A 16,994-nucleotide genomic window follows, 5' to 3' on the forward strand; every position below is an offset into this window, starting at 1 on the left:
GCGAGCGCTCTATGACGCAGCCATGTCACCGCGCCTGCGCAAGTTCATCGGCATGATCGCGATCCTCGCGTTCTGCGGCCTCTATGTCGTCGTGGTCGTGAGCGTCGGCGACCACATCCCCGACCACTGGGCCGCCCGCCTCGCGTACTACGGTGTCGCGGGCACAGTCTGGGGCGTCCCGCTGTTCCCGCTGATCCGGTGGATGAACCGGGAGCCGTGATTGGGCCTTGCCCTAGCTGCCGCTTCCGCTAGAAGACGCCCCTCGCCGCCTGGCCCTTCGGAGCGTGGCGCAGCTTGGTAGCGCACTTGACTGGGGGTCAAGGGGTCGCAGGTTCAAATCCTGTCGCTCCGACCAGCGGCCGGCGGCGAGATTTCCCCTTCCCTGTCAGAGCGCCGCCGCACGGCGTCGCGTGCGCAGCATTGCGCCCGTCGCGCCAAAGCCGAGGATCATCAGCGCCCAGGTTCCGGGTTCGGGAACGACGCCGGAGATGCGGAACGCGGAGCCTGGCGCGCCGGGAGCCGGATGATAGGCGCCGGGCGGGCCGATGGCCTCCTGCAACGGCCGCGGCACGAAGTAGGGCATGAAGCCGAACAGGGTGTCCTCGGGCAGCACCTCGAAGCCGACCCAGTAGGCGCCGGGCCCGACGCGCCAACTGATGACGTTCGTCCCGATGTAGCCGTTGCCCGGCCCGCCGTCGGACAGTCCCACGGTGTAGAGCTGGGCCCCCGGGACCCAGTGGTTCGGTCCGGGACCGTCCTCGTAGAGCGTGATGTGGTAGGTGGTGGGGCCGGCGTTGAAGCGGCCCACCCAACCCTCGATGCTGGTGATCGAAAGCTCCTGGTCCACGACGAACCGGGCCGCGATGGACTGCGAGCCGAAGCCCGGGATCGCGTTGGCGTTCAGCAGCGTGTAGCCGCCGTTGACCTGGGTCGGGTCGCCGGTGTCGACGACCACGACGGTCCCGGCCTGGGCCGGCGCGGACGCGAGGGTGAAGGCGGCCGCGAGACCCGCGAACGGCGCGGCGCAATGCGTCCATAGGTTGGTGTTTCGCACGGGAGCCCCTCTGTTTGACCAGGAGACGCTGCCACGCGGCAACCGACGCGGGTATCGGACGGAAGTCCTAGGACCAAAGTCGTAGGGCGGCGCTACTTCTTCAGCAGGCCGTCGAGGCGGGCCTTGATGGTCTCCAGGTCGTGGAGCGCCTCGAGCAGACCGCCCCGGTCGCCGACCGGCTTTGCGGCCGCCATGGGCTTCTCGACGGGTGCGCCCACCGCCACGCCTTCGCCCGCCGCGACCAGGCGCTTCAGGCCCTGCTCGCGCTGGAGTTTCTGGACGCCCTTGATGGTGTAGCCCTCGTCGTGCAGCAGGCGGCGCACGCCGCGCAGCACCGCGATGTCGGAGGGCCGATAGAACCGCCGCCCGCCGGCCCGCTTCATGGGCTTGATGAAGCTGAACCTGGTCTCCCAGAACCGGAGCACGTGCTGGGGCACGTCGAGTTCGTCCGCCGCTTCGGAAATCGTCCTGAAGGCGTCGGGCCCCTTGGCCACTGCGGTTACGCGGTCCTCACCGCGACAGGGCCCGGTCGACGCGGGCCTTCATCACCTGGCTGGCGCGGAAACCGATCACGCGACGCGGATCGATGGCGGCGGGCTCGCCGGTCTTCGGGTTGCGCCCCATCCGGGCGCGCTTGGCGCGCACCTGGAAGACGCCGAAGCCGCTCAGCTTGACCTGTTCGCCGCGCTCCAGGGCCTGGCACATCAGCTCGAGCACCCGCTCGACCAGTTCGGAGCAATCCTGGCGCGTGAGGCCGACCTGTTCGTGGACCGCCTCGCAGAGGTCGGCCCGTGTCACTGTCGCCCCCTTCATGATCGCCTGTGTCCCCACCGCCACGTCGTTCATGTGTCTTGATTGTCCTATCGCCACAACGACTTCAAGTCACGCTTTCCAGCTTGGACGCAAGAAGCCGCCCTAAAGGCGCAGAACGCAGGCGCCCCAGGTCAAGCCACCACCCATCGCCTCGAGCAGCAGCAATTGCCCGGGCCGGATGCGACCGTCCTTCACGCCCTCGTCCAGCGCAAGGGGAATCGACGCCGCCGAGGTGTTCGCGTGTTCGGCGACCGTGGAGATCACCTTGTTCTCGTCGATGCCCAGCCGGCGGGCCACGCCTTCCAGGATGCGCTGGTTGGCCTGGTGCGGGATGAACCAGTCGACCTCGGGCACGGCGACCCCGGCGTCGGCGGCTGCGGCGGTCACCGCCTCGGAGATGTTCACTACGGCGTGGCGGAACACCTGGTTGCCCTGCATGCGCAGGTAACCGGTCTGGCGGTTGGTCGAGACGCCGCCGTCGACGTAGAGCAACTCCTGCTTGGTCCCGTCGGCGCGGAGCGCAAAGCCCAGCAGGCCGCGGTCGGCCGTGGTCCCCTCGCCTTCGCCCGGCTCGAGCACGACCGCGCCGGCCCCGTCGCCGAACAGAACGCAGGTCCCGCGGTCGGTCCAATCCATCAGCCGCGTCATGGTCTCGGCGCCGATGACGAGCGCGCACTTGCTGCGGTCGCGCGCCACGAAGCCGTCGGCGACCGACAGCGCATAGACGAATCCCGAACAGACCGCCTGGACGTCGAACGCGATCCCGACCGGGCATCCCAGCTTGCGCTGCACGATGGTGGCGGTGGCGGGGAAGGTCAGGTCGGGCGTCGTCGTGGCCACGACGATCAGGTCCACGTCCTGCGGCGTGCGACCGGCGGCGGCCAGGGCGCGGCGGGCGGCCTCCACGGCGAGGTCGGACACCGGCGTGTCGTCGGCGGCCTGGCGGCGCTGGCGGATGCCGGTGCGCTCGCGGATCCACTCGTCGGACGTGTCGACGATCCTGGACAGCTCGTCGTTCGTGACAATGCGGTCGGGCAGGAATCCGCCGACCCCCGTCACCACGCTACGCAGGACACCAGGAGACTTGGGGGGCAATTCAGGCGGCTCCGTCCGCGGCTGCGGGACCCGCGTCGGCGAGCGCAGCGGGAAGCCGCCTCATATTCCGTTCGATCTCCGAGGCAAACCCGCTTTGCGCGACATCGGCCGCCGCGCGGATGGCCTTGGCGAAGTCGCGGACGTCGGCGCCGCCGTGGCACTTGAGCACGAGGCCGTTCAGCCCGAGCAGCGGGGCGGCCGGCGGCGGGCTCATCTTCTCGCGGAACCTGAGCAGCGACGGGCGCGCCAGCATCGCGCCCAGGGTCGTCAGCGCGCCTGAGCTCAGGGCGGCGCGAAGCTCGCCGTACATGAACCGCGCCGCGCCCTCCATGGCCTTCAGCGAGACGTTGCCGGTGAAGCCGTCGGTCACCACCACGTTCACCGCGCCGCCGGTGATGTCGTCGCCTTCGACGAAGCCCCTGTAGTCGAGGTCGATCTTGCCTTCGCGCAGGATGCGATTGGCCTCGCGAACCTCCTCGTGGCCCTTCATCTCCTCCGAACCGACGTTCAGCAGGCCGACGGTCGGACGCGCGACCCCGTGGGCCGCGCGGTGATAGGCCTCGCCCATGATCGCGAACTCGACCAGCCGCTCGGCGTCGCAGTCGACGTTGGCGCCGACGTCCAGGAAGGTGGTGACGCCCGTGGCGTGGGGAATCGAGGTGACCAGGGCCGGCCGGTCGAGGTCGGCGCTCATCCGCAGGATCAGCTTGGAGATCGCCATGAGAGCGCCGGTGTTGCCCGCCGACACGGCGGCGGCCGCCTGGCCTTCGCGGATCGCCTCGACGGCGTTCCACATGGACGAGCCCTTGCCGCGGCGCATGGCCTGGGCGGGCTTCTCGTCCATCGCGATGACCTTGTCGGCGTGGCGGATCTCCACGCGATCCAGCGGCAGCTTTGCGCGCTGCGCCTCGGCGCGGACCGCGGCTTGGTCCCCGTGCAGGATCAGGCGCGCGTCTCCCGGCAGCCCCGGCAACGCCTGGGCGCACGCGGGAACAACCACGGACGGGCCGTGGTCGCCGCCCATGGCGTCGATGGAAATCACCAGAGGCTGGTTCAAGTCGGCGCTTCGTCCCTCGGGCGCGGATTCGGGCGACCTTAGCCGTCCGGCGGCAGGCTGGGAACTAACCCTTCGGTTCCCGGAGGTTCTTCAGCACCGCGAAGGGGGATGTCTCCTCTTCCGGCGGCCTGTAGTCGAACGTCGCGCCGGGCTTCCTCGGGAACGGGTCGATCTCCAGCGCCAGGTATTCCGTGGCCACGGCCGCCACGTCGATGGCGTCGCCGTCCAGGATGTCGGGCGCGTCGGGGGCATCGGGATCGAGTTCGGTGTCGCTGGCCTCGGGCGCGACGGCATGCGGACTGCCGGCGGGCACGGCGCGCAGGTCGATCTCGCCTTCTAGCGGCTGCTCGAACGGATCGAGCGAAACTCCGCAGGTCTGCTCGACGACGGCGCGGAAGCGGCCGGTGACCTCGACGCCGTCGAGCCAGGGCTTCAGCGTCACCTCGGCCGTGAAGCTGGGCAGGCTCAGCAGTCCGAGCCGCCTGGCGAGCTCCGCGCGCTCCGCGTCGTCGGGCGCCAGCGTCAGGCGGACGGGGCCGCGGGCCAGTTCGTGCAGCTTGACCAGGCGCGTCCAGCTCAAGGCGCGCCCCACGCGATGTCGCCCGCGAGGAAACCCTCGACCGGCTGGCCGGCGAGGACGGCGCGCTGGGCGATCACATAGTCCGCGAGCGGCGCCACGCGCGCGTCTGCCGCGCCGGCGTAGACGGTGCGCGCCAGCAACGCCTCCAGCTCGGTCCGGTCGGGCAGCGTCGCCAGCGCCTTCTCGAACGAGGTCACGCGGCCGAAGAACGCCTCGCCCAGCTTGCGCATCCGCTTGCCGACGGAGAGATCGCCGACGCCCATCTCGCGCAGCGAGTTGTCCAGCGCGCTGACGTAGGTGTCGAAGAGCGCCTGCGCCGTCTCGGCCGCCTGCGGCCCCTCCCCCTTCAGTCGCGCCAGCACCAGGTAGACGTGGAAGCTGTAGACTTCGAACCGGCCTTCGGGCGTGTCCGGCGCGCCGAGCGTCGCGTAGAGGGCCGGACTGCGGGCCTGCGCCACCGTGCGCGCGTAGAGCGCGCGGCCCGCCTGCGCGGCGGGTCTCGGCTTGAACAGGCGCTTCAGCATCGCGGGCCTCGATTTCGCCCCGAACCTGGGGCTAAAGGCGGCATTGAACTAAGGGGCGGGCGGCGATAGGTCAAAGCCTCTTGCCGGCACCGGCCACAGAAACGAGTCCGAATGTCCCGTCCCGCCGTTCTCGCCGCCCTCGCCGCCGTCACCCTGGCGGCCGCCGGGCTGAGCGCCTGCTCGCCGATCACCAGCTATTCGGGCTTCCAGGCGATCGACTCCGATCCGAAGGACGTGAAGATCGGCACGGACACGAAGTCGACGGTGCGCGCCAAGCTGGGGTCGCCGTCGGTGCAGTCGACGTTCGATCCCAATGTCTGGTTCTACGTGAACCAGATCAAGGAACGCGTGGCCTTCCGCCGGCCCAAGGTCACGGCCCGCAACGTGACCGCCATCGCGTTCAACAAGGACAGCGAACTCGTCGAGACGGTGAACGTCTACACGCTGAAGGACGGCAAGGTGATCGCCTACAATGCCCGCGAGACGCCGACGCGCGGCCGCGAGATGACGATCCTCGAGCAGCTCCTGGGCAGCGTGGGCCGCGGCGGCCTGCTCCCGCAGGACGACGAGGGCGTGCCCGGATCGCGTCCAGGGGATCGACGGTAGCTTCCCTCCCCCGAAGGGGCGGGAAAGAAGAAGGCCCCGGAGATCGCTCTCCGGGGCCTCTTTTCGTTCCGCCGATGGCGGTGGGGCTCAGCCCACCGCGCCGTGCGCCAGGATCGCCAGCAGCAGCAGAGCCACGATGTTGGTGATCTTGATCATCGGGTTCACGGCGGGGCCCGCCGTGTCCTTGTAGGGGTCGCCGACGGTGTCGCCGGTCACGGCGGCCTTGTGCGCCTCCGAGCCCTTGCCGCCATGGTGACCTTCTTCGATCAGCTTCTTGGCGTTGTCCCACGCGCCGCCGCCCGAGGTCATCGAGATGGCGACGAACAGGCCGGTGACGATCACGCCCATCAGCATGGCGCCGAGGGCCGCGAAGCCGTTCACCTTGCCCGCGATGGCGTTGATCACGAAGAACAGCACGATCGGCGAGGCGACCGGCAGCAGCGACGGGACGATCATCTCCCGGATGGCGGCCGTCGTCAGGATGCCGACGGCCTTGCCGTATTCCGGCTTCACCTCGCCCGTCATGATGCCGGGGTTCTCACGGAACTGACGGCGGACTTCCTCCACCACCGATTCCGCGGCCCGGCCCACGGCGGTCATCGACATGCCGCCGAACAGGAAGGGCAGCAGCCCCCCGAACAGCAGGCCGACCACCACGTAGGGGTTGGAGAGGTCGAAGGCGACCGCGCCGAGGTCCGCGAAGAACGAGCCCGGCTCGGCGTTGGCCGAGAAGAACTTCAGGTCCTCGGTGTAGGCGGCGAAGAGCACCAAGGCGCCCAGGCCGGCCGAACCGATGGCGTAGCCCTTGGTCACGGCCTTGGTGGTGTTGCCCACGGCGTCCAGCGCGTCGGTGGTGACGCGCACTTCCGGGGGCAGGCCCGCCATTTCGGCGATGCCGCCGGCGTTGTCCGTCACCGGGCCGAAGGCGTCGAGGGCGACGATGAAGCCCGCCAGCGAGAGCATCGCGGTCACCGCGATGGCGATGCCGAAGAGGCCCGCCAGGCTGTAGGTGACGATGATGCCGGCGATGATCACCAGCGCCGGCGCCGCGGTGGATTCCAGGCTCATGGCGAGGCCCTGGATCACGTTGGTGCCGTGGCCCGAGACCGAGGCCTTGGCCACCGACTTCACCGGCCGGAAGCCCGTGCCGGTGTAGTACTCGGTGATCACCACGATCAGCGCCGTGACCACGAGGCCGACGAGGCCGCAGTAGAACAGCTCGTTCGCGCCGAAGGTCTTCTCGGCGATCGTGCCGGCCGCGACGGTGACGTCGGCGGTGACCAGGGTGTTCACGACCCACCAGATGGCGGGGATCGAGAGCACGCCGGTGACGATCAGGCCCTGGTAGAGCGCGCCCATGATGTTGTTGGACTTGCCCAGGCGGACGCCGAAGGTGCCGAGGATCGAGGTGAAGATGCAGACGCCGCAGATGCCGAGCGGCAGCAGCATCATGGCCGACACCGTATCGGGCGAACCGCGGAAGAAGATCGCCGCCAGGACCATCGTGGCGACCGTGGTCACCGCGTAGGTCTCGAACAGGTCGGCGGCCATGCCGGCGCAGTCGCCGACGTTGTCGCCCACGTTGTCGGCGATGGTGGCCGCATTGCGCGGGTCATCTTCCGGGATGCCGGCTTCCACCTTGCCCACCATGTCGCCGCCCACGTCGGCGCCCTTGGTGAAGATGCCGCCGCCGAGACGCGCGAAGATGGAGATCAGCGAGGCGCCGAAGCCCAGGGCCACAAGGCTGTCGACGACCTCGCGGCTGGTGTTCTCCAGGCCGAGCACGCCGGTCAGCACGTAGTAGTAGCCGGCGACGCCCAGCAGGGCGAAGCCCGCCACCAGCATGCCGGTGATGGCGCCCGAGCGGAACGCCAGCGACAGGCCTTTGGCCAAGCCTTCCGACGCGGCCTGCGCCGTGCGGACGTTGGCGCGGACCGAGATCAGCATGCCGGCGAAGCCCGCCAGGCCCGACAGCACCGCGCCGATGGCGAAGCCCACGGCCGGCAGCGCGCCCAGGAGGAAGAAGCCGGCGATGAGGATGACCACACCCACGATCGCGATGGCGGTATACTGCTTCTGGAGGTAGGCCTGCGCCCCCTCCTGGATAGCGGCGGCGATCTCCTGCATCCGGGCGTTGCCCGGAGAGGAGCGCAACAGCGACATCGTCTGGAGCACGCCGTACAGCACGGCGGCCACCCCAGCGACGATCGCCAGCGTCAGCATCAAACTCATTTGTAGCGAACCCCTTTGCGCCTCGGCGAGGGGACCCGGATCGCCGCCCGTCACCGACGGCCTCGCCCGAAAAGTCCCGTCCCAGTGTTTCCCCAACCACGAGGGGCGCGTGGATCGCGACCCTCGGAAGACGGCGGAAACTACTCAAGTTTGCGGGAGACGCGCAACCGGGGCCGCAGGGGAAGGGGTCTCAGGCGCGTGGCGCGGTCATGCGGCGGCGGGGCGCCTGGGAGGTCACCACGATGTTCCGGATGCGCCCCGGCCCCGCGATCGCGTTCGCGTCGCGGGTCAGGGCGGCGGTCAGCTTCGGCACGTCGACCTTCGAAAGGTCGCTCGGATGGTTGAACGGCGTGCGGTGGCCCTCGCGGACCAGGGCGTCGCGGAAGAAGGGCTCCTTCTCGCGCAACTGCGCAGCGTTTGCGGCGCTCGTGAGGTTGATGCGCACGTAGACGAAGACGTAGTTCACCAGCCGGCCGTTCGAGACGATGGGGAGGCCGACGGGCTGCAGGTCGACGTACTGGCCCACGTCGCCCTTCCCGTCCTTGCCGCCTTCCTTCTTCTCGCCGCCCTTTTCGGACGCGACGGCGGGCGACGCGGCGAGCGCGATCAAGGCGGCGGCGAGAGCGAAACGGCGCAACATGGCGCGAGCTTCGGCGGAATCCCTTTCCGAAACGTAGCCGTCGCCCGCCGCTGGTCGCAGGCGAATGGCGACGCTTGCGGAACGGTGATATCTTCCCTGCGAGAACCTGTGGGAGGAGGACGGAGATGACTCCGACCCGTCGCATCGCGGCCCTGGGACTTGCCGCCGCCGGCGTCGCCCTGCCCGCCGGTCGGGCCCTGGCGCAGCAACGCGCGCCGCTCGAGCTCCCCGACGAAGACGCGCCGGACACCGAACTCGCCACGCGGGAGAGCCGCAACGAGCACATGCTGGCCCCGGTGAGCATCAACGGCCAGGGTCCGTTCAACTTCCTGCTCGATACCGGCGCGAACATCAGTTGCGTCTCGAACCGCCTGATGCAGCGGCTGTCGCTGACGTCCGGCGAATCGGCGCCCGTCCATACGGTCGTCGGCGTGCGGCAGCGGCCGATCGTGACGCTGGACCACCTCCAGGTCGGGCCGCGCAACCGCCGGAACGTGCGCGCGCCGGCGCTGCCCATCAAGGGACCCGAGGTCGACGGCGTGCTGGGCGTCGACTGGCTGAAGGGCCAGCGGCTGGTGCTCGACTTCAAGGGCCAGACGCTCGAGATCACCAGGTCGCGCCAGGACGAGAGCAAGCCGGGCAAGGTGGTCGTGGTGCCGGCCCGGCGACGCAAGGGCCAGCTCACCATCGTCGACGCGGACCTGTCAGGCCGGCGGATCAGCGCCATCATCGACTCCGGCGCGCAGGGCACGCTCTGCAACGGCAGGCTTCGCGACCTCGTGCGCGCCAGCGAGCGCCGCGCCGGCCGCGACGAGGCCCCACGGTGGGTGCAGATGGAGACCCTGGCCGGCGAGCAGTTCACCGGCGAGAGCGTGTTCCTGCCCTTCCTGCGGCTGGGCGGCCTGCATCTCGGCAACGTGCAGGTGACCTACGCCGACATGCACGTGTTCGACATCTGGGACCTGAAGGACAGCCCGGCGCTGGTCATCGGGATGGACCTGCTTCAGCAGTTCGAGCAGGTGGCGCTCGACTTCGGCAGGTCGCAGGTGCGGTTCGACTTCACCTAGCGAACTAGTCGGGGTGATCGGCGGCGCTCGCGGGGGCCTGGTGCGGCGGGAACGCAGCGGCCATCGGCTCGTATCTGGCCCGCGCCCGCGCCAGGCGCTCGCGCATGTCGGCCAGGGCCTCGGGATTGAGGCGCGCGACGCTGTAGGTCTCGCCGGGGTCGGCCTGCATGTCGAAGAGCAGGGGCAGCGCGTCGAGCGGCGCGTCGTAGGTCCGGTAGTACGAGCGCGCCACCAGCTTCCAGCGCTCGGTGCGCAGGCCCGCGACGTGGTTGTTGTTGAAGAGCAGGATCTCCTCGTGCGCCGGCCCCTCCCCGCCCGTGAGCTGGTCCGAGACGTCCAGCCCGTCCAGTTCCAATCCGGCAGGCGCCTGCAGCCCCGCCAGGCTCAGCAGCGTCGGCAGGATGTCCAGGTTGCTCGAGAGCCCGCCCGCGACGGTCCCGGCCGGGATCCGGCTCGGCAGCCGCGCGACGAACGGCACGCGGAACGCGCCGTCCCAGGCGCCGCCGCCCTTCCGGTCGCGGAACGGACCCGACGAGCCCTCGAACCACGGGCCGTTGTCCGACGTGAAGGCGACCATGGTGTCGTCGTCGAGGCCCAGGGCCTTCAGTTTCGCCAGCAGCCGTCCGATGTTGAGGTCGATTTCCTCGACCACGTCGCCGTAGGCGCCGCCTGCCGAGTCGGTCGGGTCGTCGGGGTTCGGGACCAGCGGGATATGCGGCGCCATCAGCGCCAGCAGGATGAAGAACGGCCGGTCGCGGCTGGCCTCGGCGAAGGCCATCGCCTGCTCGAAGAACTGTTGCGTCAGCTTCGCCATGTCGACGCGACCGTCATGGGGCGTCAGCGTGTCGCCGTCGGCCTCGTAGACCTGCAGCGGCCGCATGTCGTGGCTGTAGGGCACGCCATAGAAGCGGTCGAAGCCGTAATTGGTCGGCGGGAAGTGCGGCGCGACGTGGCCCAGGTGCCACTTGCCGAACAGGGCGGTGGCGTAGTCCGGCTTCAGGGCCCGGGGGATCGTCACCTCCGCCAGCGGCAGGCCCTTGGTGTCGTCGGGTTGCAGCACCTCGTGCGCCAGGCCCGAGCGGATGGCGTAGCGGCCAGTCAGCAGGCCGGCGCGGCTCGGCGTGCAGACGTTGGCCGACGCGTAGAAGTCGGTGAAGCGGGCGCCCTCCGCCGCGAGACGGTCGATGTTGGGCGTGCGGATATGGGTCGAACCGTTGCAGCCGACGTCGCCGTACCCGAGGTCGTCGGCGAGGATCACGATGAAGTTGGGCTTGCGCATCCCCCCACCCTAGCGGGCGGCGGCGCTTCGCCAAGCCTACGTGTGGCGCCAGCCGCCGGGGCCGGGGTCGATCACCGTGCCGGCGGCGCGCACCTCGACGCCGTCGCCTTCCACCACCTCGCCGATGACCGTGAAGCCGGCCGGCTTGCGCACGCCCGGGGGCGCGGTGCAGACCACCTCGTAGTCGTCGCCGCCCGAGCCCAGGCGCAGCAGCGCGGCCGCGATGTCGGCCTGCTGCTCCAGCCAGGTGGCCGCGCCACGGCTGAGCGGCAGCTTGTCGAGGTCGATGCAGATGCGCACCTCGCTCGCCTCGGCGACATGGCGGGCGTCGGCGATCAGGCCGTCCGAGACGTCCGCTGCGGCCGTGGCGATCCGGCGGAGCTGGTCGCGCAGGTCGAGCCGCGGCTCCGGCAGGCGATAGCGGTAGACGAGTTCGCCCTCGGTGTCGGAGATCTCGCCGCGGACGGCGGCGAGCCCCAGGGTCCCGTCGCCGATCGTGCCCGAGACCAGCAGCCGGTCGCCCGGCCGCGCGCCTGAGCGGCGCACCATCCGGCGTTCCGGGACCCACCCCATCGCCGTGAGGCTTGCCGTGAACGGGCCCGGCGTCGAGACCGTGTCGCCGCCCATCAGACTGACGCCGTAGGCCTCGAGATCGGCCGAGAGGCCCATGGCGAACCGCTCGCGCTCGCGGGCGCCCAGGCCGTTCGGCCAGGCCACGAACAGGAAGGCCGCGAAGGGCTCCGCCGCCTTGGCCGCCAGGTCCGAGAGGTTCACCCGCACCAGCTTTCGCGCAACGAGGTCCGGCGCCTCGCCCACCGGGAAGTGAACCCCTTCGACGATGGCGTCCTTGGTGACCACGATGTCGTGGCCCTTGCGGCTGGGCAGCACCGCCGCATCGTCCTTCAGGTCGAAGGCGCCCGCCGCGCCGCGGGTCAGCGGGCGGAAGAGGCGTTCGATCTCGCCGAACTCGTCCAGACGGTCAGGTCCGGGGCCGGACATCGCGCGCCACCGCGTCCAGAGCGCCGTTCACGAACCCGGGTTCGACCCCTTCGAAGAAGCTCTTGGCGATCTCGACGTACTCGTCGATGGCCACCTCGGTCGGCACGTCGGCCCGGTGCGCCAGTTCGTAGGCGCCGGCCCGCAGGATGGCGCGGACCGTGGCGTCCAGCCGCTCCAGCCGCCAGTTTTCGGCCAGCCGCCTGGCGATCGCGGCGTCGACGCGGCCCTGTTCGGCCACCACGCCGCGCACAAGCTCGGCGAAGAAGGCCTCGTCGGCGGCGGCCAGCGGCACGCTCTCGTTGTCGCCCACCTCGATGTCGCGGTCGAAGCGATGATCGGTGAACTCGCGGATCACATGCTCCACGCCGATGGACGAGACCTCCATCTGGTAGAGCGCCTGGACGGCGGCCAGCCGCGCGACCGAGCGCGACGCATGCGCACTGCTCATCGCTTGCCGCCGACGAACTGCTGCTTCAGCGCGATCATGGTCAGCGCCGCGCGCGCCGCGCCGCCGCCCTTGTCGCCCTCGCTGACGCGGGCGCGCGCCCAGGCCTGGTCGTCGTCCTCGGTGGTCAGGACGCCGTTGCCGATGCACAGGCGCTTGCCGGTGGTCAGGTCCATGATCCCGCGGGCGCTCTCGTTCGAGACGATCTCGAAATGGTAGGTCTCGCCGCGGATCACGCAGCCCAGCGCCACGTAGCCGTCGTAGCGGATCCCCATCGGCCTGTGCCCGGCCTCCTCGGCCTGGGCGATGGCGCCCGGGATCTCCAGCGCGCCGGGCACCGTCACGACGTCGTACTCCGCGCCGAACGCGCTCAGCGCCTGCGTCGCGCCTTCCAGCAGCGCATCGGCCAGGTCGTCGTAGAAGCGCGCCTCCACGATCAGGAGGCGGATCGGCTCGTCGCTCATCGATAGTCCTTGGGAACAGGTTGAAGCTGCTCTTAGGCCGTTTCGCGCCAGCGGGCGAGATAGCGCGCCAGCATGTCGATCTCGAGGTTCACCCGCGAGCCGGCCGCGAGCGTCCCCAGCGTGGTCACGTCCCACGTGTGCGGGATCAGGTTGACGCCGAAGACGTCGTCCTCGACCTCGTTGACGGTCAGCGACACGCCTTCGACGGTGATCGAGCCCTTCGGCGCGATGAAGCGGTGCAGCGGCCGGGGCGCGCGGATCCGCACCCGGTGCGATCCGCCCTCGCTGTCGATGGAGAGCACCTCGCCCACGCCGTCGACGTGGCCAGAGACGATGTGGCCGCCCAGTTCGTCGCCGACGCGGGCAGCGCGCTCCAGGTTCACCGGCCGGCCTTCGTGCCAGTCGGACAGCGTCGTCAGGCCCAGGGTCTCGCCGGACACCTCGACGGCGAACCAGCCCTCGCCCTTCTCGACCACGGTGAGGCAGCAGCCGGCGTGGCTGATCGAGGCGCCGATGTCGACGGTGGAGAGGTCGAACGCCGTCTCGACTTCGAAGCGCCGGTCGCGGTTGGTGTCACGGACGCTGCGCACGCGTCCGACGTCGGTGACGATGCCGGTGAACATTCAGCCCCTCGAATAGCGTTCCCAGAGGTCGTCGCCGAGCTGGCCCACCTCCACCCGCCGGAAATGGGGCGCCTCCGCGAGCGCCGCAACCGCGAGCGCGCCGACGCCCGGCCGCCCCTCCCCGCCGATCACGATCGGGGCGCGGAACCACTCGATGCAGTCCACGAGCCCGCACCGCAGAAAGCTGCCCGCCACCTGCCCGCCGCCTTCGACGAACAGGTCGGAAAGGCCTTCGTCGGCAAGCACTTGCACGACGGATTTAAGATCTGGCCGATCCTCGCCGGGGGCGGAGACGTCGATGACGCGCACGCCAGCGTCCACCAGGGCGGCGCTCGGCTCGCCCGTGGCGACGAGATAGGTCGGGACCTCTCGCGCCGTCCTGGCCAGCACGCAGTCCGGCGACAGCCGCTGGCGGCTGTCCAGCACCACCCTCGCCGGCTGGCGGCCGCTGTAGCCCGGCAGCCGGACCGTGAGCGAGGGATCGTCGGCCAGCGCGGTCTCGATGCCGATGACGACCGCGTCATGCGCCGCGCGCAGACGGTGAACCTGTTCGCGCGCCTGCGCGCCGGTGATCCAGCGGCTCTCGCCCGACGCTGTCGCGATCCGCCCGTCCAGGGACGTGGCGAGCTTCAGGGTGACGCTCATGGCCGCCTACCGCGGATCGGCCAGGGCCTCGCTGAGCCCCTCTTCGCTGAGGAACTGGGCGAAATCGCTGGTCTCGCGGAAGTCGCGGTAGACCGAGGCGTAGCGGACGTAGGCCACGTCATCGAGTTGCTTCAGGTGCTTCATCACCAGCTCGCCGATCGTCGACGACGGCAACTCGGTCTCGCCCATGCTCTCGAGCTGGCGAACGATGGTCGAGATCATCCGCTCCACGCGCTCGGGCTCCAGGGGCCGCTTGCGAATGGCGATCGAGATCGAGCGCGCGAGCTTGTCGCGGTCGAAGGGCGTCCGCCGGCCCGAGCGCTTCATGATCGTGAGTTCGCGCAACTGCACGCGCTCGAACGTCGTGAAGCGGCCCTCGCACGAGGGGCACAGCCGCCGGCGGCGAATGGCCGCCCCGTCTTCCGACGGGCGGCTGTCCTTCACCTGGGTCTCGTCGTGGCCACAGAATGGGCAGCGCATATTTAGCCCCTCCTTCAGCCACTTAACGCTATCACTTGTAGATAGGGAAGCGCCTCGTCATCGCCACCACCTCGGCGCGGACCTTCTGTTCCACCGACGTCGGGTCTTCGCCGGTCGCCACCGCGTCGAGAACCTCGCCGATCCAGCGGCCCACCTGGCGGAACTCCTCCGGGCCGAAGCCGCGGGTCGTGCCGGCGGGCGAGCCGACCCGCAGGCCGGACGTCTGCATCGGCGGCAACGGGTCGCCGGGGATCGAGTTCTTGTTCGTGGTGATGCCCGCGCGCTCCAGCGCGACCTCGGCCTGGGCGCCCGACACGCTCTTCGGCGTCAGGTCGACCAGCATGAGGTGGCTGTCGGTGCCGTTGGAGACGATCTTGAAGCCGACGCTCTGCAGGCTATCGGCCAGCGCCCGCGCGTTCTCGATCACCTGCTTCGCATAGGTCTTGAACTCGGGCTTCAGCGCCTCGCCGAACGCCACGGCCTTGGCGGCGATCACATGCATCAGCGGGCCGCCCTGCAGGCCGGGGAACACCGCCGAGTTGATCCTGGCGGCCAGCTTCTTGTCGTTGGTCAGGATCATGCCGCCGCGCGGACCGCGCAGCGTCTTGTGCGTGGTCGTCGTGACCACGTGGCTGTGGGGGAACGGATTCGGGTACTCCCCGGCCACGACCAGCCCCGCATAGTGGGCCACGTCGCTCATCAGGATCGCACCCACCTCGTCGGCGATCTCGCGGAACTTCCGGAAGTCGATGTGGCGGGAATAGGCCGAGCCGCCGGCGATGATGACCTTCGGCCGGTGTTCGCGGGCGACGGCGGCCGCCTCGTCGTAGTCGATCAGGTGGTCCTGGGCGCGGACGCCGTAGGCGACGGGGTGGAACCACTTGCCGGACTGGTTGACGCTCTTGCCGTGCGTCAGGTGGCCGCCGTGGTCCAGGTTCATGCCCATGAAGGTGTCGCCCGGCGTCATCGTCGCCATGAAGACGGCCTGGTTCGCCTGGCTGCCCGAATGGGGCTGCACGTTGGCGTATTCGCACCCGAACAACTGCTTGGCGCGGTCGATCGCAAGCAGCTCGGCCTCGTCGACCACTTCGCAGCCGCCGTAGTAGCGCTTGCCGGGGTAGCCTTCGGCGTACTTGTTGGTGAGCACGGAGCCCTGGGCGTCGAGCACGGCCCTGGAGACGATGTTCTCCGAGGCGATGAGCTCGATCTGGTCCTGCTGGCGCCGCAGCTCACCCGACAGGATCTTCGCGAGGTCCGGATCGGCGCTGTCCACGCCGGCGCGGAAGAAGTCTTCGGTCGAGGGCTTCGATTGCACATGCAGGTTCAAGGGCAAGGCCTTTCGCTGAAGCGCCGACTCCCGGGTCGGCGAGAGGCGCCTCCTTTACCTCCGAACGCCCCCCGCTCCAACCGCACACCCGCAGTATTTCCGGGGAACCGCTCGCAATCTCCGGGCGTTGACCGGCAAAGGCCGGGCGCGGCGAACGCGCCGAGGGCTCGGGCCGGTGTGTCAGAGGGGCGGTGATGAGCGCAGGACCGGATTCCGATGGAGCTTCGGGGGGCGAGATACTGCGCCTGGGGGCCGGCATCGTCGCCGCCTACGTCAGCCGCAATCAGGTCTCCGCAGATGCGGTGCCGGACGTCATCCGGACCGTACACCAGGCGATGATGGCGCTCACCGGCGCGCCGGCGGCCGCGCCGCCGGAAGAGCGCCCCAGGCCGGCGGTGCCGATCGGGCGCTCGGTCCAGCACGACTACATCGTCTGCCTCGAGGACGGCAAACGGCTCAAGATGCTCAAGCGCTACCTGCGCTCGCGCTACAACATGAGCCCCGACGACTACCGTCGCCGCTGGGGCCTTGCGCCGGACTACCCGATGGTCGCGCCGGCCTATGCCGCCCGACGCTCGGACTTCGCCAAGAAGATCGGCCTGGGACGGGGCGTGAGGCGCAGGACGTAGGCGCGGCCGTGCGGGTGCAGACCGGCCCGAAGGACGCCCCTGGGTCAACAGGGGCGTCCGGGGACAGGTTCCGTGTCGGGTTGTAGACGTTTCCGGTCCCGACTGGGAGTTGAGCACGCTTTGATTGCGGGGCGCCACGCCAGGACGTCGCACGACCAACTTGTCGCAGCCTGCGTCAATCCCATGAGCGAAAAAGGCCCCGGAGCGGCGGCGCGCTCCGGGGCCTCTTCACGCAATCGCGCGGGATCTCAGGCGGCGACGCCGCCCACGCGCTTGATGTTGCAGTGGGTCCAGAGTTTTTCGAGCACCTCGACGAGTTCGTCCATCATGCGGTCGTCGTGGGCGGGGGACGGGGTGAAGCGCAGGCGTTCCGTGCCGCGGGGGACGGTGGGGTAGTTGATCGGCTGGACGTAGATGCCGTGGTCTTCCAGCAGC

Annotated in this window: 22 protein-coding genes and 1 tRNA gene; 5 read left to right on the forward strand and 18 right to left on the reverse strand. The window is 69.9% G+C overall.

Features of this window, described 5'->3' with window-relative positions; genetic code table 11:
- Window positions 1-22: 22 nt before the first annotated feature.
- Both JNL41_RS18295 and JNL41_RS18300 read left to right on the forward strand, forming a co-directional pair.
- Complete coding sequence (locus JNL41_RS18295; protein ID WP_293477448.1) at window positions 23-220, forward strand: DUF2842 domain-containing protein; 198 nt, start codon at window positions 23-25, stop codon at window positions 218-220.
- Between the two features lie 58 nt (window positions 221-278).
- Window positions 279-355, forward strand: a tRNA-Pro gene (locus JNL41_RS18300).
- Window positions 356-385: 30 nt separating this feature from the next.
- On the opposite strand, the gene JNL41_RS18305 is transcribed toward JNL41_RS18300, so the two are convergent.
- The 7 genes from JNL41_RS18305 to JNL41_RS18335 form a co-directional block, all read right to left on the reverse strand.
- On the reverse strand, window positions 386-1,054 hold the full coding sequence (locus JNL41_RS18305; RefSeq protein WP_293477449.1) for a PEPxxWA-CTERM sorting domain-containing protein: 669 nt from the start codon (window positions 1,052-1,054) through the stop codon (window positions 386-388).
- Between the two features lie 92 nt (window positions 1,055-1,146).
- Complete coding sequence (locus tag JNL41_RS18310) at window positions 1,147-1,548, reverse strand: MerR family transcriptional regulator (protein ID WP_293477450.1); 402 nt, start codon at window positions 1,546-1,548, stop codon at window positions 1,147-1,149.
- Window positions 1,549-1,564: 16 nt separating this feature from the next.
- Entirely contained in the window at window positions 1,565-1,867 is a 303-nt protein-coding gene (locus JNL41_RS18315; protein WP_111274738.1) for an integration host factor subunit alpha, read from the reverse strand.
- A 102-nt stretch (window positions 1,868-1,969) separates the two neighbouring features.
- Window positions 1,970-2,962, reverse strand: coding sequence for a beta-ketoacyl-ACP synthase III (locus tag JNL41_RS18320; RefSeq protein WP_293477451.1), 993 nt, complete (start codon window positions 2,960-2,962; stop codon window positions 1,970-1,972).
- Window position 2,963: 1 nt separating this feature from the next.
- Complete coding sequence (gene plsX, locus JNL41_RS18325; RefSeq protein ID WP_293477453.1) at window positions 2,964-4,019, reverse strand: phosphate acyltransferase PlsX; 1,056 nt, start codon at window positions 4,017-4,019, stop codon at window positions 2,964-2,966.
- Window positions 4,020-4,083: 64 nt separating this feature from the next.
- Window positions 4,084-4,599: a DUF177 domain-containing protein gene (locus JNL41_RS18330; protein WP_293477455.1), complete on the reverse strand. Its 516-nt coding sequence runs from the start codon at window positions 4,597-4,599 to the stop codon at window positions 4,084-4,086.
- Window positions 4,596-5,123 carry a ubiquinol-cytochrome C chaperone family protein gene (locus JNL41_RS18335; RefSeq protein WP_293477457.1) on the reverse strand — a complete coding sequence of 176 codons (528 nt, stop codon included), beginning with the start codon at window positions 5,121-5,123 and terminating at the stop codon, window positions 4,596-4,598. Before JNL41_RS18335 ends, JNL41_RS18330 begins: the two co-directional genes overlap by 4 nt.
- 111 nt (window positions 5,124-5,234) lie before the next feature.
- On the opposite strand from JNL41_RS18335, the gene bamE reads away from it, so the two are divergent.
- Complete coding sequence (gene bamE / locus JNL41_RS18340; RefSeq protein ID WP_293477459.1) at window positions 5,235-5,729, forward strand: outer membrane protein assembly factor BamE; 495 nt, start codon at window positions 5,235-5,237, stop codon at window positions 5,727-5,729.
- An 87-nt stretch (window positions 5,730-5,816) separates the two neighbouring features.
- On the opposite strand, the gene JNL41_RS18345 is transcribed toward bamE, so the two are convergent.
- Window positions 5,817-7,961, reverse strand: a complete 2,145-nt coding sequence (locus JNL41_RS18345) for a sodium-translocating pyrophosphatase (RefSeq protein WP_293477461.1) — start codon at window positions 7,959-7,961, stop codon at window positions 5,817-5,819.
- 190 nt (window positions 7,962-8,151) lie between these two features.
- The gene (locus JNL41_RS18350; RefSeq protein WP_293477463.1) at window positions 8,152-8,601 is read right to left on the reverse strand and encodes a hypothetical protein; all 450 of its coding nucleotides are present in this window, start codon (window positions 8,599-8,601) and stop codon (window positions 8,152-8,154) included.
- Window positions 8,602-8,726: 125 nt separating this feature from the next.
- Between JNL41_RS18350 and JNL41_RS18355 the strand changes: the two genes are divergently transcribed.
- Window positions 8,727-9,668 (forward strand): retroviral-like aspartic protease family protein, encoded by a 942-nt coding sequence (locus JNL41_RS18355; protein WP_293477465.1) that lies wholly within the window; start codon window positions 8,727-8,729, stop codon window positions 9,666-9,668.
- Between the two features lie 4 nt (window positions 9,669-9,672).
- Here the strand turns inward: JNL41_RS18355 and JNL41_RS18360 are convergent, their stop codons facing one another.
- Genes JNL41_RS18360 through glyA form a run of 8 tightly spaced genes read right to left on the reverse strand, consistent with a single transcriptional unit; the run spans window position 9,673 to window position 15,924 of the window.
- Window positions 9,673-10,947: a sulfatase-like hydrolase/transferase gene (locus JNL41_RS18360; protein ID WP_293477467.1), complete on the reverse strand. Its 1,275-nt coding sequence runs from the start codon at window positions 10,945-10,947 to the stop codon at window positions 9,673-9,675.
- Between the two features lie 36 nt (window positions 10,948-10,983).
- Window positions 10,984-11,946, reverse strand: coding sequence for a thiamine-phosphate kinase (thiL, locus tag JNL41_RS18365; RefSeq protein ID WP_293477469.1), 963 nt, complete (start codon window positions 11,944-11,946; stop codon window positions 10,984-10,986).
- Window positions 11,927-12,394, reverse strand: coding sequence for a transcription antitermination factor NusB (gene nusB / locus JNL41_RS18370; RefSeq protein WP_293477471.1), 468 nt, complete (start codon window positions 12,392-12,394; stop codon window positions 11,927-11,929). Before nusB ends, thiL begins: the two co-directional genes overlap by 20 nt.
- Entirely contained in the window at window positions 12,391-12,855 is a 465-nt protein-coding gene (gene ribH, locus JNL41_RS18375; RefSeq protein WP_293477472.1) for a 6,7-dimethyl-8-ribityllumazine synthase, read from the reverse strand. The genes nusB and ribH overlap by 4 nt, the downstream gene beginning before the upstream one ends.
- Before the next feature lie 32 nt (window positions 12,856-12,887).
- Complete coding sequence (locus JNL41_RS18380) at window positions 12,888-13,478, reverse strand: riboflavin synthase (RefSeq protein ID WP_293477473.1); 591 nt, start codon at window positions 13,476-13,478, stop codon at window positions 12,888-12,890.
- Window positions 13,479-14,123 carry a RibD family protein gene (locus JNL41_RS18385; RefSeq protein WP_293477474.1) on the reverse strand — a complete coding sequence of 215 codons (645 nt, stop codon included), beginning with the start codon at window positions 14,121-14,123 and terminating at the stop codon, window positions 13,479-13,481. It lies immediately after the preceding gene.
- A gap of 6 nt (window positions 14,124-14,129) precedes the next feature.
- A complete protein-coding gene (gene nrdR, locus JNL41_RS18390) occupies window positions 14,130-14,603 on the reverse strand; it encodes a transcriptional regulator NrdR (RefSeq protein WP_293477475.1) in 474 nt (157 codons plus the stop codon).
- 31 nt (window positions 14,604-14,634) lie between these two features.
- A complete protein-coding gene (gene glyA, locus JNL41_RS18395) occupies window positions 14,635-15,924 on the reverse strand; it encodes a serine hydroxymethyltransferase (protein ID WP_293477480.1) in 1,290 nt (429 codons plus the stop codon).
- Window positions 15,925-16,124: 200 nt separating this feature from the next.
- On the opposite strand from glyA, the gene JNL41_RS18400 reads away from it, so the two are divergent.
- The gene (locus JNL41_RS18400) at window positions 16,125-16,559 is read left to right on the forward strand and encodes a MucR family transcriptional regulator (protein WP_293477476.1); all 435 of its coding nucleotides are present in this window, start codon (window positions 16,125-16,127) and stop codon (window positions 16,557-16,559) included.
- Window positions 16,560-16,807: 248 nt separating this feature from the next.
- Here JNL41_RS18400 and JNL41_RS18405 read toward each other — a convergent pair.
- A partial coding sequence (locus tag JNL41_RS18405; RefSeq protein ID WP_293477477.1) for an aminotransferase class I/II-fold pyridoxal phosphate-dependent enzyme occupies window positions 16,808-16,994 on the reverse strand: 187 nt, incomplete at its 5' end.

It is taken from the genome of Phenylobacterium sp. (assembly GCF_016793285.1).
Lineage (GTDB): Bacteria > Pseudomonadota > Alphaproteobacteria > Caulobacterales > Caulobacteraceae > Phenylobacterium.

What these genes read in the sequence shown, in the direction of transcription:
- JNL41_RS18295 (WP_293477448.1), top strand. Translation starts at nt 23, where the DNA reads ATGTCACCGCGCCTGCGCAAGTTCATCGGCATGATCGCGATCCTCGCG.
- JNL41_RS18315 (WP_111274738.1), bottom strand. Translation starts at nt 1,867, where the DNA reads ATGAAGGGGGCGACAGTGACACGGGCCGACCTCTGCGAGGCGGTCCAC.
- JNL41_RS18335 (WP_293477457.1), bottom strand. Translation starts at nt 5,123, where the DNA reads ATGCTGAAGCGCCTGTTCAAGCCGAGACCCGCCGCGCAGGCGGGCCGC.
- bamE (WP_293477459.1), top strand. Translation starts at nt 5,235, where the DNA reads ATGTCCCGTCCCGCCGTTCTCGCCGCCCTCGCCGCCGTCACCCTGGCG.
- JNL41_RS18345 (WP_293477461.1), bottom strand. Translation starts at nt 7,961, where the DNA reads ATGAGTTTGATGCTGACGCTGGCGATCGTCGCTGGGGTGGCCGCCGTG.
- JNL41_RS18350 (WP_293477463.1), bottom strand. Translation starts at nt 8,601, where the DNA reads ATGTTGCGCCGTTTCGCTCTCGCCGCCGCCTTGATCGCGCTCGCCGCG.
- JNL41_RS18355 (WP_293477465.1), top strand. Translation starts at nt 8,727, where the DNA reads ATGACTCCGACCCGTCGCATCGCGGCCCTGGGACTTGCCGCCGCCGGC.
- JNL41_RS18360 (WP_293477467.1), bottom strand. Translation starts at nt 10,947, where the DNA reads ATGCGCAAGCCCAACTTCATCGTGATCCTCGCCGACGACCTCGGGTAC.
- thiL (WP_293477469.1), bottom strand. Translation starts at nt 11,946, where the DNA reads ATGTCCGGCCCCGGACCTGACCGTCTGGACGAGTTCGGCGAGATCGAA.
- nusB (WP_293477471.1), bottom strand. Translation starts at nt 12,394, where the DNA reads ATGAGCAGTGCGCATGCGTCGCGCTCGGTCGCGCGGCTGGCCGCCGTC.
- ribH (WP_293477472.1), bottom strand. Translation starts at nt 12,855, where the DNA reads ATGAGCGACGAGCCGATCCGCCTCCTGATCGTGGAGGCGCGCTTCTAC.
- JNL41_RS18380 (WP_293477473.1), bottom strand. Translation starts at nt 13,478, where the DNA reads ATGTTCACCGGCATCGTCACCGACGTCGGACGCGTGCGCAGCGTCCGT.
- JNL41_RS18385 (WP_293477474.1), bottom strand. Translation starts at nt 14,123, where the DNA reads ATGAGCGTCACCCTGAAGCTCGCCACGTCCCTGGACGGGCGGATCGCG.
- nrdR (WP_293477475.1), bottom strand. Translation starts at nt 14,603, where the DNA reads ATGCGCTGCCCATTCTGTGGCCACGACGAGACCCAGGTGAAGGACAGC.
- JNL41_RS18400 (WP_293477476.1), top strand. Translation starts at nt 16,125, where the DNA reads ATGAGCGCAGGACCGGATTCCGATGGAGCTTCGGGGGGCGAGATACTG.